The 16,171-nt window shown below is 54.8% G+C and carries 15 protein-coding genes; 10 read left to right on the top strand and 5 right to left on the bottom strand.

Annotated features, from left to right (window positions below; genetic code table 11):
- Window positions 1–12: 12 nt before the first annotated feature.
- Entirely contained in the window at window positions 13–882 is an 870-nt protein-coding gene (locus ACZ5FM_RS13735) for an amino acid ABC transporter substrate-binding protein (protein ID WP_250982419.1), read from the top strand.
- A 55-nt stretch (window positions 883–937) separates the two neighbouring features.
- Window positions 938–1,834 carry an amino acid ABC transporter substrate-binding protein gene (locus ACZ5FM_RS13730; protein ID WP_464038961.1) on the top strand — a complete coding sequence of 299 codons (897 nt, stop codon included), beginning with the start codon at window positions 938–940 and terminating at the stop codon, window positions 1,832–1,834.
- 12 nt (window positions 1,835–1,846) lie between these two features.
- Here ACZ5FM_RS13730 and ACZ5FM_RS13725 read toward each other — a convergent pair whose 3' ends face one another.
- Window positions 1,847–2,395: a cupin domain-containing protein gene (locus tag ACZ5FM_RS13725; RefSeq protein WP_192487956.1), complete on the bottom strand. Its 549-nt coding sequence runs from the start codon at window positions 2,393–2,395 to the stop codon at window positions 1,847–1,849.
- A gap of 141 nt (window positions 2,396–2,536) precedes the next feature.
- Between ACZ5FM_RS13725 and aptA the strand changes: the two genes are divergently transcribed.
- Window positions 2,537–3,871, top strand: a complete 1,335-nt coding sequence (gene aptA, locus ACZ5FM_RS13720; RefSeq protein WP_464038960.1) for an omega-aminotransferase AptA — start codon at window positions 2,537–2,539, stop codon at window positions 3,869–3,871.
- Between the two features lie 60 nt (window positions 3,872–3,931).
- Here the strand turns inward: aptA and ACZ5FM_RS13715 are convergent, their stop codons facing one another.
- Window positions 3,932–4,894 (bottom strand): LysR substrate-binding domain-containing protein, encoded by a 963-nt coding sequence (locus ACZ5FM_RS13715; protein WP_259142150.1) that lies wholly within the window; start codon window positions 4,892–4,894, stop codon window positions 3,932–3,934.
- A 171-nt stretch (window positions 4,895–5,065) separates the two neighbouring features.
- Here ACZ5FM_RS13715 and speB point away from each other — a divergent pair, with 171 nt between their 5' ends.
- The 6 genes from speB (at window position 5,066) to ACZ5FM_RS13685 (ending at window position 10,828) form a co-directional block, all read left to right on the top strand.
- Window positions 5,066–6,118: an agmatinase gene (gene speB, locus ACZ5FM_RS13710; RefSeq protein WP_312945838.1), complete on the top strand. Its 1,053-nt coding sequence runs from the start codon at window positions 5,066–5,068 to the stop codon at window positions 6,116–6,118.
- A gap of 77 nt (window positions 6,119–6,195) precedes the next feature.
- Window positions 6,196–7,284, top strand: coding sequence for an ABC transporter substrate-binding protein (locus ACZ5FM_RS13705; protein WP_464038959.1), 1,089 nt, complete (start codon window positions 6,196–6,198; stop codon window positions 7,282–7,284).
- Window positions 7,285–7,357: 73 nt separating this feature from the next.
- Window positions 7,358–8,395, top strand: a complete 1,038-nt coding sequence (locus ACZ5FM_RS13700; protein WP_192487961.1) for an ABC transporter ATP-binding protein — start codon at window positions 7,358–7,360, stop codon at window positions 8,393–8,395.
- The gene (locus ACZ5FM_RS13695; protein ID WP_464038958.1) at window positions 8,392–9,246 is read left to right on the top strand and encodes an ABC transporter permease; all 855 of its coding nucleotides are present in this window, start codon (window positions 8,392–8,394) and stop codon (window positions 9,244–9,246) included. The genes ACZ5FM_RS13700 and ACZ5FM_RS13695 overlap by 4 nt, the downstream gene beginning before the upstream one ends.
- Entirely contained in the window at window positions 9,243–10,043 is an 801-nt protein-coding gene (locus tag ACZ5FM_RS13690) for an ABC transporter permease (protein WP_464038956.1), read from the top strand. The genes ACZ5FM_RS13695 and ACZ5FM_RS13690 overlap by 4 nt, the downstream gene beginning before the upstream one ends.
- A 2-nt stretch (window positions 10,044–10,045) precedes the next feature.
- On the top strand, window positions 10,046–10,828 hold the full coding sequence (locus ACZ5FM_RS13685; RefSeq protein WP_259144665.1) for a carbon-nitrogen hydrolase family protein: 783 nt from the start codon (window positions 10,046–10,048) through the stop codon (window positions 10,826–10,828).
- A gap of 93 nt (window positions 10,829–10,921) precedes the next feature.
- On the opposite strand, the gene putA is transcribed toward ACZ5FM_RS13685, so the two are convergent.
- The gene (gene putA / locus ACZ5FM_RS13680; protein ID WP_464038955.1) at window positions 10,922–14,611 is read right to left on the bottom strand and encodes a trifunctional transcriptional regulator/proline dehydrogenase/L-glutamate gamma-semialdehyde dehydrogenase; all 3,690 of its coding nucleotides are present in this window, start codon (window positions 14,609–14,611) and stop codon (window positions 10,922–10,924) included.
- A 176-nt stretch (window positions 14,612–14,787) separates the two neighbouring features.
- Between putA and ACZ5FM_RS13675 the strand changes: the two genes are divergently transcribed.
- Complete coding sequence (locus ACZ5FM_RS13675) at window positions 14,788–15,258, top strand: Lrp/AsnC family transcriptional regulator (RefSeq protein WP_192487966.1); 471 nt, start codon at window positions 14,788–14,790, stop codon at window positions 15,256–15,258.
- A 69-nt stretch (window positions 15,259–15,327) separates the two neighbouring features.
- Here ACZ5FM_RS13675 and ACZ5FM_RS13670 read toward each other — a convergent pair whose 3' ends face one another.
- Together ACZ5FM_RS13670 and ACZ5FM_RS13665 are read right to left on the bottom strand one after the other, a co-directional pair.
- Entirely contained in the window at window positions 15,328–15,894 is a 567-nt protein-coding gene (locus tag ACZ5FM_RS13670) for a sigma-70 family RNA polymerase sigma factor (protein ID WP_464038954.1), read from the bottom strand.
- The gene (locus ACZ5FM_RS13665) at window positions 15,891–16,094 is read right to left on the bottom strand and encodes a NepR family anti-sigma factor (RefSeq protein ID WP_192487968.1); all 204 of its coding nucleotides are present in this window, start codon (window positions 16,092–16,094) and stop codon (window positions 15,891–15,893) included. The genes ACZ5FM_RS13670 and ACZ5FM_RS13665 overlap by 4 nt, the downstream gene beginning before the upstream one ends.
- Window positions 16,095–16,171 lie beyond the last annotated feature (77 nt).

Raw genomic sequence — 16,171 nt, 5'->3', positions numbered from 1 at the left:
TTGTCTCTTATTATGCTTGGCAGCCTTGTGTCCTGGTCGACAGCCAGCGCGGAAACGGCAAGTGTGACATTACAGGCCATATCCAAATCGGGAAAAATCCGCATTGGTTACCGTGAGGCAGAACCTCCGTTTTCCTACCGCTTGCCGTCCGGTGAGGTAGTCGGTTTTTCCATCGATCTCTGCAAAAGTCTGACAGACCATATTCGACAATATCTGAAGCTGGACAAGCTGGATGTCGAATATGTCATGGCGACACCGGCCACTCGGTTCATTCTCGTCAAAACAGGCAATATCGACATTGAGTGTGCGGCAACCACCAACACGGCAGAGCGCCGCAAAACGGTGGACTTTTCCTATTCGAATTTCATGACCGCAACGCAGTTCGTGTCACGGACCGAAGACGGCATTTCCAGCATGAAGGATTTGACAGGGCGTTCGGTGACCTCGGCATCCGGCACGGTCAATATTGATCAGCTGAACCAGATCAACCGCGAGCAAAAGCTGAACATCGCGGTCATTCCAACCAAGAATAACGAAGAGTCCTTCGAACTGGTGGCCTCGGGACGAGCATCAGCTTTTGTGATGGATGGTATTTTGCTCGCGGCAATGATCGCCCAGTCACCAGACCCGTCGAAATACAGGCTGTCTGAGGAAACATTGAGTGAACCGGAGCCTTATGGTCTGATGCTTCGCCATGGAGACACAGCCTTCAAGACGCTGGTTAATGACAGCCTGAGGGAGATTTTCGCGGGAGATGAAATCAAGGCACTTTACAGCAAATGGTTCACTTCGCCGATACCGCCGAGCAACATGAATATGAACCTGCCGATGTCTGCAGCTTTAAGAAAAGCCTACGCTGCGCCAGTGGAGTTTAACGATTAATCCCCATGCTGTTGTTTGATGATGGAAATGAAGCTCATGCTTTCAGAGGATCACCATGTTGCGACTTAAAGCTCTGCTTTTTACCGGCTTGATGATGGCGTCGTCCGGTCAGGTTCTTGCGAATGAACCGGTGCCGACACTGGAGAGAATGACACAGTCAGGCACTATCAAACTGGGATATGCGACGAAAAACATTCCGTTCTCCTATCTCGATGACAAGGGTGAACCGGTCGGTTATACGATTGATTTATGCAGGCGGGTTGTCGATCTGGTGAAGCAAAAACTTTCCCGGCCTGACATCAAAATTGAGTTTGTTGAACGCACTGCCAGTAACCGCGTGGTGCTGTTGAATGACGGTTCGATCGATCTGGAATGTGTTTCGAGCACCAATACCGAAGAACGTCGTAGAAGCGTGCGGTTCTCCTATAGCCACTTCATTACATCGACGCGCTTCGTGACGCTTAAATCCAGCGGAATCAACTCTATCAACGATCTGGCCGGACGTACTGTCGTCGTTACCAAGGGTTCGACCAATATTGCCCAACTGAACACCATCAACCGTGAAAAGAGCCTCTATTTGGCGCTGGTGCAGGGTGTCAGCATCAATGATGCATTTGATATGGTCACACAGGGCAAGGCATCTGCCTTCGTGATGGATGGAATTCTACTGGCGTCTCTGGTGGCGAACTCGCAAAATCCCGAGAACTATGCGTTGTCTGCGGATACGTTGTCAGAACCGCAACCCTATGGGCTAATGTTGCGCAAGGACGACGTTGGCTTTCGTGATGCTGTCAATGACGCTTTGTTGACGATCTATAAAAGCGGCGAGATCAACGACATCTACAACAAATGGTTCATGACGGATATCGGACCTGATGGCGTCAACCTCAACACGCCGATGACTGACGATCTGAAGGCGGCGTTCGACAATCCTGTCAATCTCGGCGGCTAATACTCAAACTTTTCAAAATGTTGGCGGCGTGCACGCGCTGATCACTTCGCAGGGAACCACTCCCACGCAGCGAAAGCGGTGCGGGCGACGGCTTTCAAAATAATAGGCATCACCCGGCCCGAGAATGCGCCGTTCATCTTCCACGATGACTTCCAGCCGACCGCTTAAAACAATGCCGCCTTCTTCCCCCTCATGGACAAGTGGCACTTTGCCGGTGTCAGCACCGGGCTGATAACATTCCTTCAGAATTTGCAGGCTGCGGCCAAACAGATTGTTGCCCACTTGGCGAAAAGAAATCGAGCCCTTGCCAATTTCAGTCAATTCTTCCGCTGCGTAAAAGAACTGCCTTGGTTTCTCCGGCTGAAACGCGAAGAACTCGGCAAGGCCGATCGGGATACCATCGAGAATACGTTTTAGAGCGCCAACTGACGGGTTGGAGGCGTTCGATTCAATCAAAGAAATGGTGGAATTCGTGACGCCTGCACGTCTCGCCAATTCTCTCTGCGAGAGGTTGTGAAGCGTTCTTAAATGTCGCAACCTGTTGCCAATATCAACCGACATGCCTTAATCCTGTTGTCGTTGTTCGAAATATCGAAACATTAGCTCTTCGGCATCAGTTTTTTCAATAGGTTGGCTTCTTGAAGAAAAAGGCTTGTTGAAGAAGGGGAAATATTTCACAAATTGGCAAACATGGAGAGCATCATGAACGCGCATAGCAAACCCAATACACCCGTGCTTGAAAATTTCTGGATGCCATTTACTGCCAACCGGCAGTTCAAGGCAGCGCCTCGTCTGTTGGCCAGTGCCTCGGGCATGTATTACACCGACGTTGACGGCAACAAGGTTCTGGATGGCACTGCCGGTTTGTGGTGCGTGAATGCCGGTCACGGCCGTGAGCGGATTGCCGAAGCCGTCGAGCGTCAGCTTCGCACCATGGATTTCGCACCAACCTTCCAGATGGGCCACCCGATTGCCTTTGATTTTGCCGAAAAGCTGGCCGCCATTGCGCCCGGCGGTGATGCTGCCCAGTTGGACCGCGTGTTCTTTACCGGTTCCGGTTCTGAGTCCGTCGATACTGCGCTGAAGATTGCCATTGCCTATCAGCGTGCCATTGGGCAGGGAACGCGTACTCGCATTATCGGTCGTGAAAAGGGTTATCACGGCGTTGGTTTTGGCGGCATCTCGGTTGGTGGCCTCGTCAACAACCGGCGTGTTTTCCCGCAAATCCCGGCGGACCATATGCGCCATACACTGGATGTGGAGCGCAATGCATTCAGCAAGGGCCTGCCGCAGCATGGTATCGAACTGGCAGATGATCTGGAGCGGCTTGTCGGCCTGCATGGCGCCGAAACCATTGCTGCTGTGATCGTGGAGCCGATGTCCGGTTCTGCTGGCGTGGTGCTGCCAGCAAAGGGTTACCTTGAGAAGCTGCGTGCCACGGCTGACAAATACGGCATCCTGTTGATTTTCGATGAGGTGATCACCGGCTTCGGTCGCCTTGGAACACCTTTCGCCACGGATTATTTCGGCGTTGTTCCTGACCTCGTTACCACGGCCAAGGGCATTACCAACGGCACGATCCCGATGGGCGCGGTGTTTGCAAAGCGTGCGGTTTACGATGCACTGATGCAGGGACCGGAAAACCAGATCGAACTGTTCCACGGTTATACCTATTCCGGGCATCCGGTTGCCTGCGCGGCTGGCATTGCAACGCTTGAAGTCTATGCTGAAGATGGCCTGTTGACCCGCGCAGCAGAGCTTGCCGAGTACTGGCAGGAGGCGCTGCACTCCTTCAATGGACATGCAAATGTCGTTGACGTGCGCAACCTCGGTCTGGTTGGCGCGATCGAACTTGCACCACGCGACGGTGCGCCGGGAGCCAGAGCCTATGACGTGTTTGTTGATTGCTTCAACAAGGGTCTGCTGATCCGCGTGACCGGTGATGTGATTGCGCTTTCACCGCCGCTGATTATCGAGAAGGAACAAATCGATACGCTTGTGTCGATCATTGGCGATGCAATTAAAAGAGCAGCCTGATCAATCCTAAAAAAGGCGCCAGTCACTGGCGCCTTTTTTGTTGGCTGCTTCGAAACACCATCATTGTTTATCGTCCGTGTCCTGTCGTGCCGAGCGGGAGCGGAGCAGTGTATGCGCTGACCGTTTTGGCTCCGGCAGCTTGTCTTCATCCAGTGAGGCGTAAAGCCAGTCGATAAACACGCTAACGATGGGTGCGTTGCGCATTTCGTGACGACAGGCGACGTGAAATGCGTCATCGGCCGGAACAGTCAAATCGAATGGCAGGACAAGCTCACCCTCGGCAATCAGGTTTGCAGCGGTGATGGTGTCGCCCAAGGCAATGCCCTGTCCATAAAGCGCAGCCTGTGTGGAAAGATGGGCGTCACTCATGAAGTGCTGGCGCGGGCGAGGTACGGCAGTTGCGTCTGCCGCCGTCAGCCAGGTGTTCCATTCCCGGCCGGTATCGCCATGCAGCAACACGTGATCCGACAGATCGCGTATCGAGCGTAACGGTCTGTTGTTGAGCAGGGTCGGACTTGCCACTGGAAACAGCCGGATTTCGCTCCACAGGCTGCTCCATATGCCGGGCCACCGGCCGTTTCCATAGAGAATGCACAGATCAATATCGGACGAGTTGAGCATGGCCGGATCATTGCCGGTCATCAGCGTCAGGCTGATATCCGGAAACTGTTCCGAGAACCTGTTTAGCCGCGGGATCAGCCAAAGGGACAGAAGGCCAGCCACGCTGCCGATCGTCAGTTTTCCGCCGGTTGCAGGGCGTGCCATCAGCGCCGTGGCTGCGGCAATACTGCCGAATGCCTGTGTGACGACAGGTAACAGGAGTGCACCTTGTGAAGTCAGTTTCAACCGTCTGCCGCCCCGTTCAAACAGCACTGTGTTAAGCGATTCCTCGAGCGACTTGATCTGGTGGCTGATGGCGCCATGTGTCACGTTCAACTCCCGCGCGGCGGCTGATACGGAGCCACGTCTGGCAGTTGCTTCGAAAGCCCTGAGAGGGTTGAGAGGGGGCAGACGACTGGACATTGAGCATTGTCCTTGTGTGAGAAAAATTCACATTAATTGCTACAACAATGTGAATTGCTTTTTCAATTGCCTTGCGTTGAAATGACGAAAACATGGGCAGTATTTTTACAGTCCAAAAAATGTGCGGCGCACCGGGATGCGTTGCCGGTCAATGTGAATGGGAACCACAAGATGACATTTGACGACAAAAAGCTGCAAGAACTGAAGGCGAAGTATGGCGAAAGCCATGGCGGTGAACTGTTCGATCCCAAGTTCAGCAAGGTGGCGAGCAAGATTTTTTCCAAGAGCGGCACACGTGTTGCGCCCTATGCGGGAATGCCGACGCTGCTGGCTGCGCCGCATATGCCTGTTGACAATGACGAGCCGGATTTCGGCAATCTTCAGGTTGCCCTGCTTGGCGTGCCGATGGACCTTGGTGTGACCAACCGCACCGGCTCTCGTTTCGGGCCGCGCGCGTTGCGCGCCATCGAACGTATTGGTCCCTACAATCACGTTCTCAATTGCGCGCCGGTGCATGATTTGCGCGTTGCTGACATTGGCGACGTTGCCTTCCGCAGTCGTTACCGTCTGGAAATGAGCCATGACGATATCGAAAAGCGTCTGAACCAGATTGTCGATGCCGGTGTTCTGCCGCTGTCAGTGGGCGGCGATCATTCCATCACCCATCCGATCCTCAAAGCGGTCGGGAAAAACCGCCCGGTCGGCATGATCCATATCGATGCGCATTGCGACACTGGCGGCGCCTATGATCTGACCAAGTTCCACCACGGCGGTCCGTTCCGTAATGCGGTCCTCGACGGTGTTCTCGACCCGACCCGCACGATCCAGATCGGTATTCGCGGCTCGTCCGAATATCTGTGGGAGTTCTCCTACGAATCCGGCATGACCGTTATCCACGCCGAGGAAGTAACCGGCCTCGGTATTCCCGCAATCATCGAAAAGGCCAAGGCAATTATCGGTGACGGCCCGACCTATCTGTCTTTCGATATCGACAGTCTTGATCCATCTTTTGCGCCCGGTACTGGCACACCGGAAATCGGCGGACTGACGACGCGCGAGGTTCTTGAACTGGTTCGCGGTCTGAAGGGCATGAACATCGTGGGTGGTGATGTGGTTGAAGTGGCACCACAATATGATGCCACAACCAATACCGCACAGGCTGGTGCGCAAATGTTGTTCGAAATCTTGAGCCTGATGGTGTTTAGTCCTTCCGTCAAAAGCTGATGATGACTTATTATCCGTAACAAAAACTGGGGACGGTCTGATAAAAGAAGACAGGCCGAACAATAAAGGAGAAGTCGATGTCTGAAAAAATTACATTGCCGGTCAGTCGCCGCACGGTTCTGGGAGCCGGTCTTGCTGGCGCATCCATGCTGGCCATGCCTTCCATCCTGCGCGCGCAGGACAAGTCGCTGAAGGTTGGCGTTTACGGTGGTTACTTCAAGGATTCGTTTGACAAGAACATTTTCCCTGAATTCACCAAGGCCACCGGCATTGCCGTTGAATCCGTCGCCGAGCCGACAGGCGAAGCATGGCTGGTGCAGCTTGAGCAGGCCGCCAAGGCAGGTCAGGCTCCGGCCGACGTTTCCATGATGTCACAGGTGGCGGTTCTGAAGGGCCAGGCGACCGATCTGTGGGCACCGCTTGATCTTGCCAAGATCCCAAGCTCTTCCGGTCTGATCGATCGTTTCATCAACAAATATCCTGACGGTCGCGTGTCCGGTATCGGTGCGGTGTCCTGGTACATCACGCTGGTGACCAACACGGATGTCTACAAGGAAGCACCAACCTCCTGGGAAGCCCTGTGGGATCCGGCCAATGCCGACAAGATTGGCCTTCTGGCACTGGTGTCCAACTCCTTCCTTCTGGAAGTGACAGCCAAGACATACCTTGGCGGCACCAATGCACTCGACACCGAAGAGGGTCTTCTCAAGGCGTTTGAAAAGCTGGCGGAAGTGAAGTCCAATGTCAGCCTCTGGTACCGTGATGAGGCGCAGTTCGAACAGGCGTTGAAGTCGGGCGAAATCCCGATGGGTCAGTATTACCACGACGTAACCGGTCTTGCCGCTTCGCAGGGTCAGCCGGTTCGCTCGACCTTCCCGAAGGAAGGCGGCATTCAGGACGCCGGTTCGTGGGTTCTGTCGCGTGCATCCAAGAAAACCGAAGAAGCGCATGCCTTCATCGAATATATGAGCCAACCGGCAACGCAGGCCGTGCTGTCACGCAAGGTTGGCACAGCGCCAACCGTAAAGCGTGAACTGACCGACCTGACGGCGGAAGAGTTCGCGGCAGTGTCTTCGGATATCGATCCGGTTATCCCGCGTTACGATCTCTACCAGACCAAGTCTGACTGGTTGAACCAGAAGTGGACTGAGATGATTGCCGGTTAAGGCATTCGTTTACAAAACAACATCCGGTCCGGGGGAAACCCGGATCGGCCTTCAAAAAAATAACGGGGAATGTATGTCCGGTCTGGCCCTGAATAACATCGTCAAGCAATTCGGCAACTTCACGGCCGTGAATGGCGTCAGCCTGAATGTTCCGCACGGCACATTTGTCTGTCTGCTTGGCCCGTCCGGCTGCGGAAAAACGACATTGATGCGTATGATCGCCGGGTTGGATTTGCCAACCAGCGGTACGATCCGTCTTGATGGTGATGACATTACAACCGTGCCGACGCACAAACGCGACCTTGGCATGGTGTTCCAGTCGCTGGCGCTGTTTCCGCATCTGACGGTGGGCGAAAATATCGCCTACCCGTTGCGCATCCGTGGTGCTGGCAGGGAAGAGCAGAAAAAGCGCGTTGACGAGCTGCTGGCGATGATCCATCTGCCCGGTTACGCCGACCGTCCGGTTTCCAAACTATCTGGCGGCCAGCGCCAGCGCGTCGCCATTGCCCGTGCCCTAACAATTTCGCCAAAGCTGTTTCTGCTGGATGAGCCCCTGTCGGCGCTGGACGCGAAATTGCGCGAGGCGATGCAGGTTGAACTGCGACAGCTTCAGCAGCGTCTGGGCATTACCACCATTGTGGTAACACATGATCAGCGCGAAGCGATGACCATGGCCGACACGGTTGTGGTGATGAATGGCGGCGAAATCCGCCAGGCCGCAGCCCCGGTCGATGTCTATCGTAAACCGGCCGATACCTTCGTTGCCGACTTTATAGGCATGACCAACCTCATTGATTTTTCCGCCGACAGTGCTGGCCGTGCTGTTGTGCTTGGCGAAGCTGTCGAGGGATTGGCACTTTCGTCCGGCCTGTCAAAGGGCGTGATTTCGGTGCGACCGGAAGATGTCGAACTGACGGCGCCCGGTCATGGCACGATATCCGGAACCGTTACCTTTGTGCGTGATCTTGGCGGTACGATCGAAACCTTCGTCGAGGCGGGCGGCAAGCAGATTGTTGCCGTGTCGACACCGAGTGCCCGTCCTCAGGTTACTGTCGGGCAAAATGTCGGCGTGAAGCTCGGCGCTGATGTCTGCGTGGTGTTGAAATCATGAGACGGGAAGCGCCGCAAAAACTGACCGATTACGGGCCGCTGCTGTTTCCAGCCCTGATGCTGATCATTTTCTTCGTCGTTCCCTTTGGCACGATGATTTCGGTTTCGTTTTTTCAACGCTTGCAGGGGGCGTTTTACGAACCCGCCTTCGTTCTAGACAATTATGCCCGGTTCATGAGCCTGTTTTTCGGGCGTGTGCTTGGCTTTTCACTGATGCTGGCGGTACTTGTCGCCATCTGCTGCGTGGTGATTGCCGTGCCCTTCACCTACCTGCTGTCGCGCTCGGCGCGAAAGGTGCAGGTACTGTGGCTAGTGACTTTGTTGTCGGTGTTGTCGTTGTCTGAAGTCATGATCGGCTTTGCATGGTCAACGCTGTTTTCGCGCACCGCCGGTATCAGCAACCTGTTTGTGGCGATCGGGTTGATGGATCAGGCAAAGGCTCTGACGCCGAGTTTTGGCGCTGTGTTGACAGGTATTGTCTACCAGGCACTGCCTTACACCGTTCTGGTGCTTTATCCCGCACTTGTGCGGCTTGATCCGACATTGACCGAGGCTGCACGCACGCTTGGTGCCTCTCCAATCAAGGCGTTCTTCACCGTCGTGGTGCCAGCGCTCAGAAGCACGATCATGGCAACCTCGATCATGGTGTTCATCTTTGCGCTCGGTTGTTACCTGCTGCCTCAGTTGCTCGGTCGTCCGCAGCACTGGACCTTGTCGGTGCTGATTACGGACCAGGCGATCTACCAGTCCAACATGCCGTTTGCAGCGGCCATGGCGGTATTCCTTGTTCTGGTAACCCTTGGACTTGTCGGCTTGACGCTGTTTCTGGGACGTAAGGGAGAAGCGGCATGACCACGTTTCTGAAACGCCTTTTCTTCACGCTGTTCGGCCTGTTTCTGGCAATGCCGCTGATCGTGGTTGCCGGTGTGTCGGTCAATGAAAAACAGACGCTGGCATTTCCGCCGCAGGGTTTTTCACTGTCGTGGTATGGCGAAATTTTTACCAATGTCGAATGGCGTAACGCGCTGTTTGCATCGGTAACGCTGGCTGCTCTTTCGGCTGCCCTTGCGTTGTTGATCGCTTTGCCGCTGGCGTGGTTTCTGTGGCGTCGTATCGCGCCATGGGCGAATATTTTTCAGGTGCTGGGTGTTGCGCCATTTACGCTACCACCAGTTATCACAGCGCTTGGCCTTTTGACCTTCTGGGCAACAACGGGCTTTTATGGCCAACCCTGGACGGCAGTTGTCAGTCACGCCATCTTTTTCGTGACACTGCCGCTGGTGACGATTTCACTCGGATTTTCCTCGATCGATCGCTCGCTGGTCGAGGCTGCATCGACGATGGGCGCCAATGACCGTACCATCTTCAGGACTGTAGTATTACCATTGATCCTGCCCTATCTGGTGTCAGGTTATGCCTTCGCATTCGTGCTGTCGCTCAACGAATATATCGTCGCCTATATGACTGTCGGTTTCACCATGGAAACCCTGCCGATCAAGATCTTCAATGCTTTGCGTTACGGCTACACCCCGACCATGGCCTCGGTGACCGTGTTATTCCTGACAATTGCAGCTGTGGTCTTTGGTCTGGTGGCCCGGTTCGGTGACTTGCCGAAACTTCTGGGTGCCATGTCCTCCAACGACAAGTGAGTATCATGAAGATCGCAGCTTTGCAGATGCAATCGGTTTTGGCAGATGTTTCGGCCAATCTGGCGCGTGTTGAACAGGCAGCAAAGGAGGCAGCCTCTCAGGGTGCCGCATTGCTGATTGTGCCTGAACTTGCAGTCACCGGTTACGGGGGAGGCGAAGCCATGGCGTCACTGGCATCTCCGGCCGGTGGCGAGATTGAACAACGCTTGGCAGAGATTGCACGCGTCTATTCGATTGCCGTTGTGGCGGGGTTTGCAGAACGTGCCGGGGACAAGGTTTATAACAGCGCGATCTTTGTCGATGAAAAGGGCAATAGCCGCATCTACCGAAAATCCCACCTTTATGGCGATTACGAGCGTGGCCTGTTTTGTGCTGAAAAACCATCGGCCGTTCTGGTTGAGTATGGTGGCATCACTTTCGGTATGCTCATTTGCTACGATGTCGAGTTCCCGGAAAATGTCCGCCGTCTTGCACTTGCCGGCGCTGAGCTGGTGGTTGTGCCGACAGCCTTGCCCAAGGGGGCGTCGGGCAGCTTTATTGCCCAGACATTGATCCGCACGCGTGCTTTTGAAAACCAGGTTTATGTCGCTTACGTCAATCACTCCGGGAGCGACGGCGCCTTTGATTATGCCGGACTATCCTGTATTGCGGCGCCGGACGGCCAATTCCTCGCACAGGCGTCCGCGGACAATGACGCCCTTCTTTACGCTGAGATAGAGCCCGGGGCCTACGCGCAATCCCGACAGGAAAATACCTATCTGCGCGATCTCATTCCACTCACATAAACAACCCGACAGAAGCTTCGAGCATCTGCCGGGTTATGGAAAGAAGCACGTTGCTTCAGGTGATCTGAGCAACGTGCTTTATTTTTGGTGGTGTCAGCCGATTGACATCAGGCTGGCGTTGCCGCCGGCAGCTGTGGTGTTGACGCTGACAGATACCTCTTCAACCAGCCAGTTCAGGCAATAGGCCTGCTCTTCACCGGCCAGTTCAGCGCTCGATGCGGCCTGTACGAGCACAAGCGGGCCAGGCAGGGCAGCAATAAGCCCGTTTGTCTGCTTGATCTTGTCGACATTGCCTTCAATCAGCGCGCCAGCAAATGGTCCTGCGTTCTTCCAGTCTGCAGACCATGTGATGCGATTTGCGATCGCCTGCGGCACGCCGGAAAGCGATGGCTGCAGGTTTGCAGCCGTATCAATGACCACGTTGTTACCTGTTGCCAATGCTGCCGACAGTTGCTGGTAGAGACCGCTTTCAGTTTCCGGAACCAGCAGGATGCGACCGCGCGGATGCAGAGCATAGACGTTGCGTTCGCCAACCGGGCCTTCCAGTTCGGTTTCAAAACCGACGGCGGACAGGTCTGCGGTGTTGCGGGCATTGGCGGCGGCTGATGTCTTGCTCTTGCTATCCAGCCACTTTGCAAATTCGGCAATCGCCGGATCGGCTTTACCGTTGTGCTTTTCTGCAAAGACCGGTGCCTTGGTCGACAGACGGCCAAGGTAAAGTGGTCCACCTGCCTTAGGACCGGTGCCAGATAGACCGCGACCACCGAATGGCTGCACACCGACGACCGCGCCGATGATGTTACGGTTGACGTAGAGGTTACCTGCCTTCACGCGAGACAAGACATGGGCGATGGTTTCATCAAGGCGTGTATGAAGGCCGAATGTCAGGCCATAACCGGTTGCGTTGATGTCATCGATCAGCTTGTCGAGGTTGTCACGCTTGAAGCGAATGACGTGCAGAACCGGACCAAACACTTCGCGCTTGAGGTCGGATAGGTTTTTCAACTCGATGATGGTCGGCGGTACGAATGTACCCTTGCCAGTTTCGCCAGCCAGTTCGATCTGTTCGATACGATTGCCAATCGAACGCATGCCCTCAATGTGGCTTTCAATGATGCCCTTGGCTTCAGCAGTGATAACAGGGCCGACATCCACGGACAGACGGTCGGTACGGCCGATGCTGAGTTCGTGCAACGCACCCTTCAGCATGGTCAGCGTGCGGTCCGCCACATCTTCCTGCAAGCACAAGACACGCAGTGCCGAGCAACGCTGACCGGCGCTGTCGAAGGCAGAAGCAATCACGTCGAAGACAACCTGCTCTGCAAGGGCAGAGGAGTCGACGATCATGGCATTCTGGCCACCGGTTTCCGCAATCAACGGAATTGGGCGGTTGCCTGCCGATACGCGCGTTGCAAGCTGGCTCTGGATAAGGCGGGCAACTTCGGTGGAGCCGGTGAACATGACACCAGCTGTCTGCGGCGCACCAACGAGGGCAGCACCAGTTTTGCCGTCGCCAGGCATCAGCTGGACGGCATCGGCCGGTACGCCTGCTTCATGCAAAAGGCGGATGCCTTCGGCGGCGATCAGCGGGGTTTCTTCCGCTGGCTTTGCGAGAACCGGATTGCCAGCGACCAATGCTGCTGTCACCTGACCGATGAAAATCGCCAGCGGGAAGTTCCATGGGCTGATGCAGACGATTGGACCGAGTGCCTTCTGTTCGCTTGCAAAGTTGTTGCGGGCTTCTTCCGCGTAATAACGCAGGAAGTCGATGGCCTCGCGCACTTCTGCAATGGCGTTGGGCAGGGACTTTCCTGCTTCGCGCACAATCAGGCCAAGCAATATTGGCATTTTTGCCTGCATCAGATCCGCGGCGCGCTCGATGATTGCTGCACGTTCTGCGACTGGCAGGTTTGGCCAATTGGATGCGGTGGCAGCCTCGAATGCCTGCTTGACGTCAGCTTCCGACGGCTCGGTGACATAGCCGACGATATCGGTGTGGTCGCCAGGGTTCAAAACCGGACGGTTTGCACCTGTCGATGCCGGAAAAGCCGCCGTCCACTGCATGGCGGCACTTTCCGTCAGTGCGGCACTCAATGCCGACAGAGAGTTTTCGTTGGCAAGGTCAATGCCGTCGGAGTTGCGGCGCTCTGTCCCGTACAGGCCGGCTGGGCTCGAAATCTTGTCATGCTGAGCACCCGGAACCGGCATTGCCTTCACAATGGCAACCGGGTCGGTCAGCAGTTCATCGACCGGTACAGCGGGATCGGCAATACGGTTAACGAAGGACGAGTTGGCGCCGTTTTCCAGAAGACGGCGAACGAGATAGGCGAGCAGCGTTTCATGCGTACCGACAGGTGCGTAGAAACGGCACGGACGGTCAAGTTTATCCTTGCCGACAACTTCGCTGTAAAGCGGCTCACCCATGCCGTGCAGGCACTGGAATTCATAATCGCCAATTTTGAAGTCCGGTCCGGCCAAGTGGTAGACGGTCGCCATGGTCTGGGCGTTGTGTGTGGCAAATTGCGGGAAGATCACGTCGCGCGCAGCAAGCAGCTTGCGCGAGCAGGCGATATAGGAAACATCGGTGTGGATCTTGCGGGTGTAAACGGGGAAGTCTTCCAGACCATCCAGTTGCGCACGCTTGATTTCCGCATCCCAATAAGCGCCCTTGACGAGACGCACCATGATGCGGCGGTTCGAGCGACGGGCAAGATCAATGATGTAATCGAGGACAAACGGGCAGCGGCGACCATAGGCCTGCACAACGAAGCCCAGACCTTCCCAGTTGCCGAGATCAGGATCGAGCGCCAGCGATTCCAGCAGGTCAAGCGAAAGCTCCAGGCGGTCTGCTTCTTCGGCGTCGATATTGAGGCCGATGTCGTAGTTTTTCGCCATCACCATCAGCGCTTTGACGCGTGGCAGCAGTTCGGCCATGACGCGGTCTGCCTGCGAGCGCGAATAACGTGGATGCAGTGCGGAGAGCTTGATGGAAATGCCGGGCCCACCGTAAACGCCACGGCCAGCAGATGCCTTGCCGATGGCATGGATGGCTGCCTCATAATCCTTGTAATAGCGCTCGGCATCCTTGCCGGTTGTGGCTGCTTCACCCAGCATGTCGTAGGAATACTGGAAGCCCTTTGCTTCATAGGGCTTGGAACGCTGGATGGCTTCGCCAATCGTCTGGCCGGTTACGAACTGCTCGCCCATCATACGCATTGCCATATCGACGCCACGACGAATGACTGGTTCGCCCGCGCGGGCGATCAGACGGGTGAGGGCGGAGGAAAGACCAGTATCGTTGACGGTCGATGTCAATTTGCCGGTGATCACCAGACCCCATGTGGCGGCATTGACGAACAGCGAGCGACCGCCACCGATGTGAGACTTCCAGTCACCATTGGCAATCTTGTCACGGATCAGTGCGTCACGGGTTGCGGTGTCGGGAATGCGCAGCAACGCTTCTGCCAGACACATCAGCGCCACGCCTTCTTGACTGGACAGCGAATACTCCTGCACCAGACCTTCCACGCCGGTGCCTTTTGCCTTGGAGCGCAGGGCTTCAATCAGCTTGCGGGCGATGGAGCGGATTTCTTGTGCCGACTGTTCGGTAACAGTGGCGCGTTCCAGAAGAGGAGCAATGCAGTCCTGCTCAGAGCGGCGATAAGCCTGGGTAATGGCCTGACGGTATGCATTCTGTTCGCGTACAGGCGGTGCAAACCGCTCGAAGACGCCTTGAGCAGTCGTATTTCCATTCACACCCATGCTGCCTGTGACATCCGCCATCGGTTCGTCCTTCCAATTCTCAATGCATGAAATCGTTTTTGCAAAGGTGCACAGAAATATTTCGCGCACCTTTTCTCTGCTGAGAACATAACATTTCGCAGGAAATTGCATTGTCCTTATTTTTGCAATAAAATAGGCAAAACAGTCTTATTAAATCATAATGAAAGTCTATATTGATGGTTCAAGGCGTAAAATCAGGCGATTTGGATCAGTTCGACATGAAGATCCTTGAAGCACTCAGCGATGATGGCCGCATGTCGGTTTTGCAGTTGTCGAAACAGGTCGGCCTGTCGAAAACGCCGTGTCAGGCGCGACTTAAAAGACTGATCGAAGACGGATATATTCTGGGTTTTCGCGCAACACTTAATCCGGCCAAGCTGGGACTCGAACATATTGCCTTTACGGAAGTGAAATTGTCCGACACCCGCGAAAAGGCGCTTGAGGATTTCAACTCGGCTGTACGAAAAATCAAGGAAGTCGAAGAATGCCACATGATCGCGGGCTCGTTCGATTATCTTCTCAAAGTCAGAACAACGGATATTCGCAAATATCGCCGGGTGCTGGGTGAAAAAATCTCCAGCCTTCCATCCGTTTCCAATACATCGACCTATGTCGTGATGCAGTCCGTGAAGGACACGGGTATTTAAGGCGCAAGCGCCTGTGGTTTTCATGCAAAAGGAAAAGGCTTGAGAGTGTTGAACTCTCAAGCCTTGATATCAGCGAATGATAGCGCTTGTGGTAACCGCAGTCATCTGGGCATCCGGCCCAAACTCCCGCTCATCCTCAATGCCGAGCAGTTCCTGCAGGCGCAGACGCGCGCGGCTTACACGGCTTTTGATGGTGCCAACAGGGCAGCCGCAAATTTCGGCGGCTTCTTCATAGGCAAAACCTGATGCACCAACCAGCAGAATGGCTTCACGCTGGTCATCCGGCAGCAAGGCAAGTGCCTGCTTGAAATCCTGGAGGTCTACTGAACCGTTCTGTTCTGGTGGCACTGAAAGCTTGGATGTGAAAGCACCGTCGGTGTCCTGGACTTCACGGCCTGATTTTCTGATCTGGCTGTAAAATTCATTGCGCAAAATGGTGACAAGCCAAGCACGCATATTGGTGCCAGGTTGATAGCTGTCCTGTTTTGCCCAGGCTTTCATGATGGTGTCCTGAACTAGATCATCTGCGCGATCGCGCGATCTAATCAGGGAAATGGCGAAGGCACGCAAGTTTGGCAGCGCAGCAAGCATTTCACGCTTGAAGTCGCGCTCGTTCTGATCCGAGGAAGCGGTCATCGCGCCTCCGATGTACCGGCGTTACGCTCGGCTTCATCCAGCTTTTCCAGCAGATCGAGAAATTTGTCCGGAATACCTTCGTCTTGAACAGTGTCGTAGAGTTCTCTTAACTTGCGGGAAATAACAGTACGTCCGGAGGCTGGAACAACTGGTCCATCCGCCTTTCCTGCAATATCATCATCTGTCTGAAAATCACTCATAACTTAAAGTAGTCCTTTCATCGCCGTACAATAAAATGCGGCAAGCAAAAAAGAGTTCCGGCAGTGTGGAACTTTTT

It is taken from the genome of Agrobacterium sp. 5Ca50 (genome assembly GCF_055381905.1).
The sequence above is the reverse complement of the archived record's forward strand: the minus strand, read 5'-3'. Positions and strand labels throughout refer to the sequence as shown.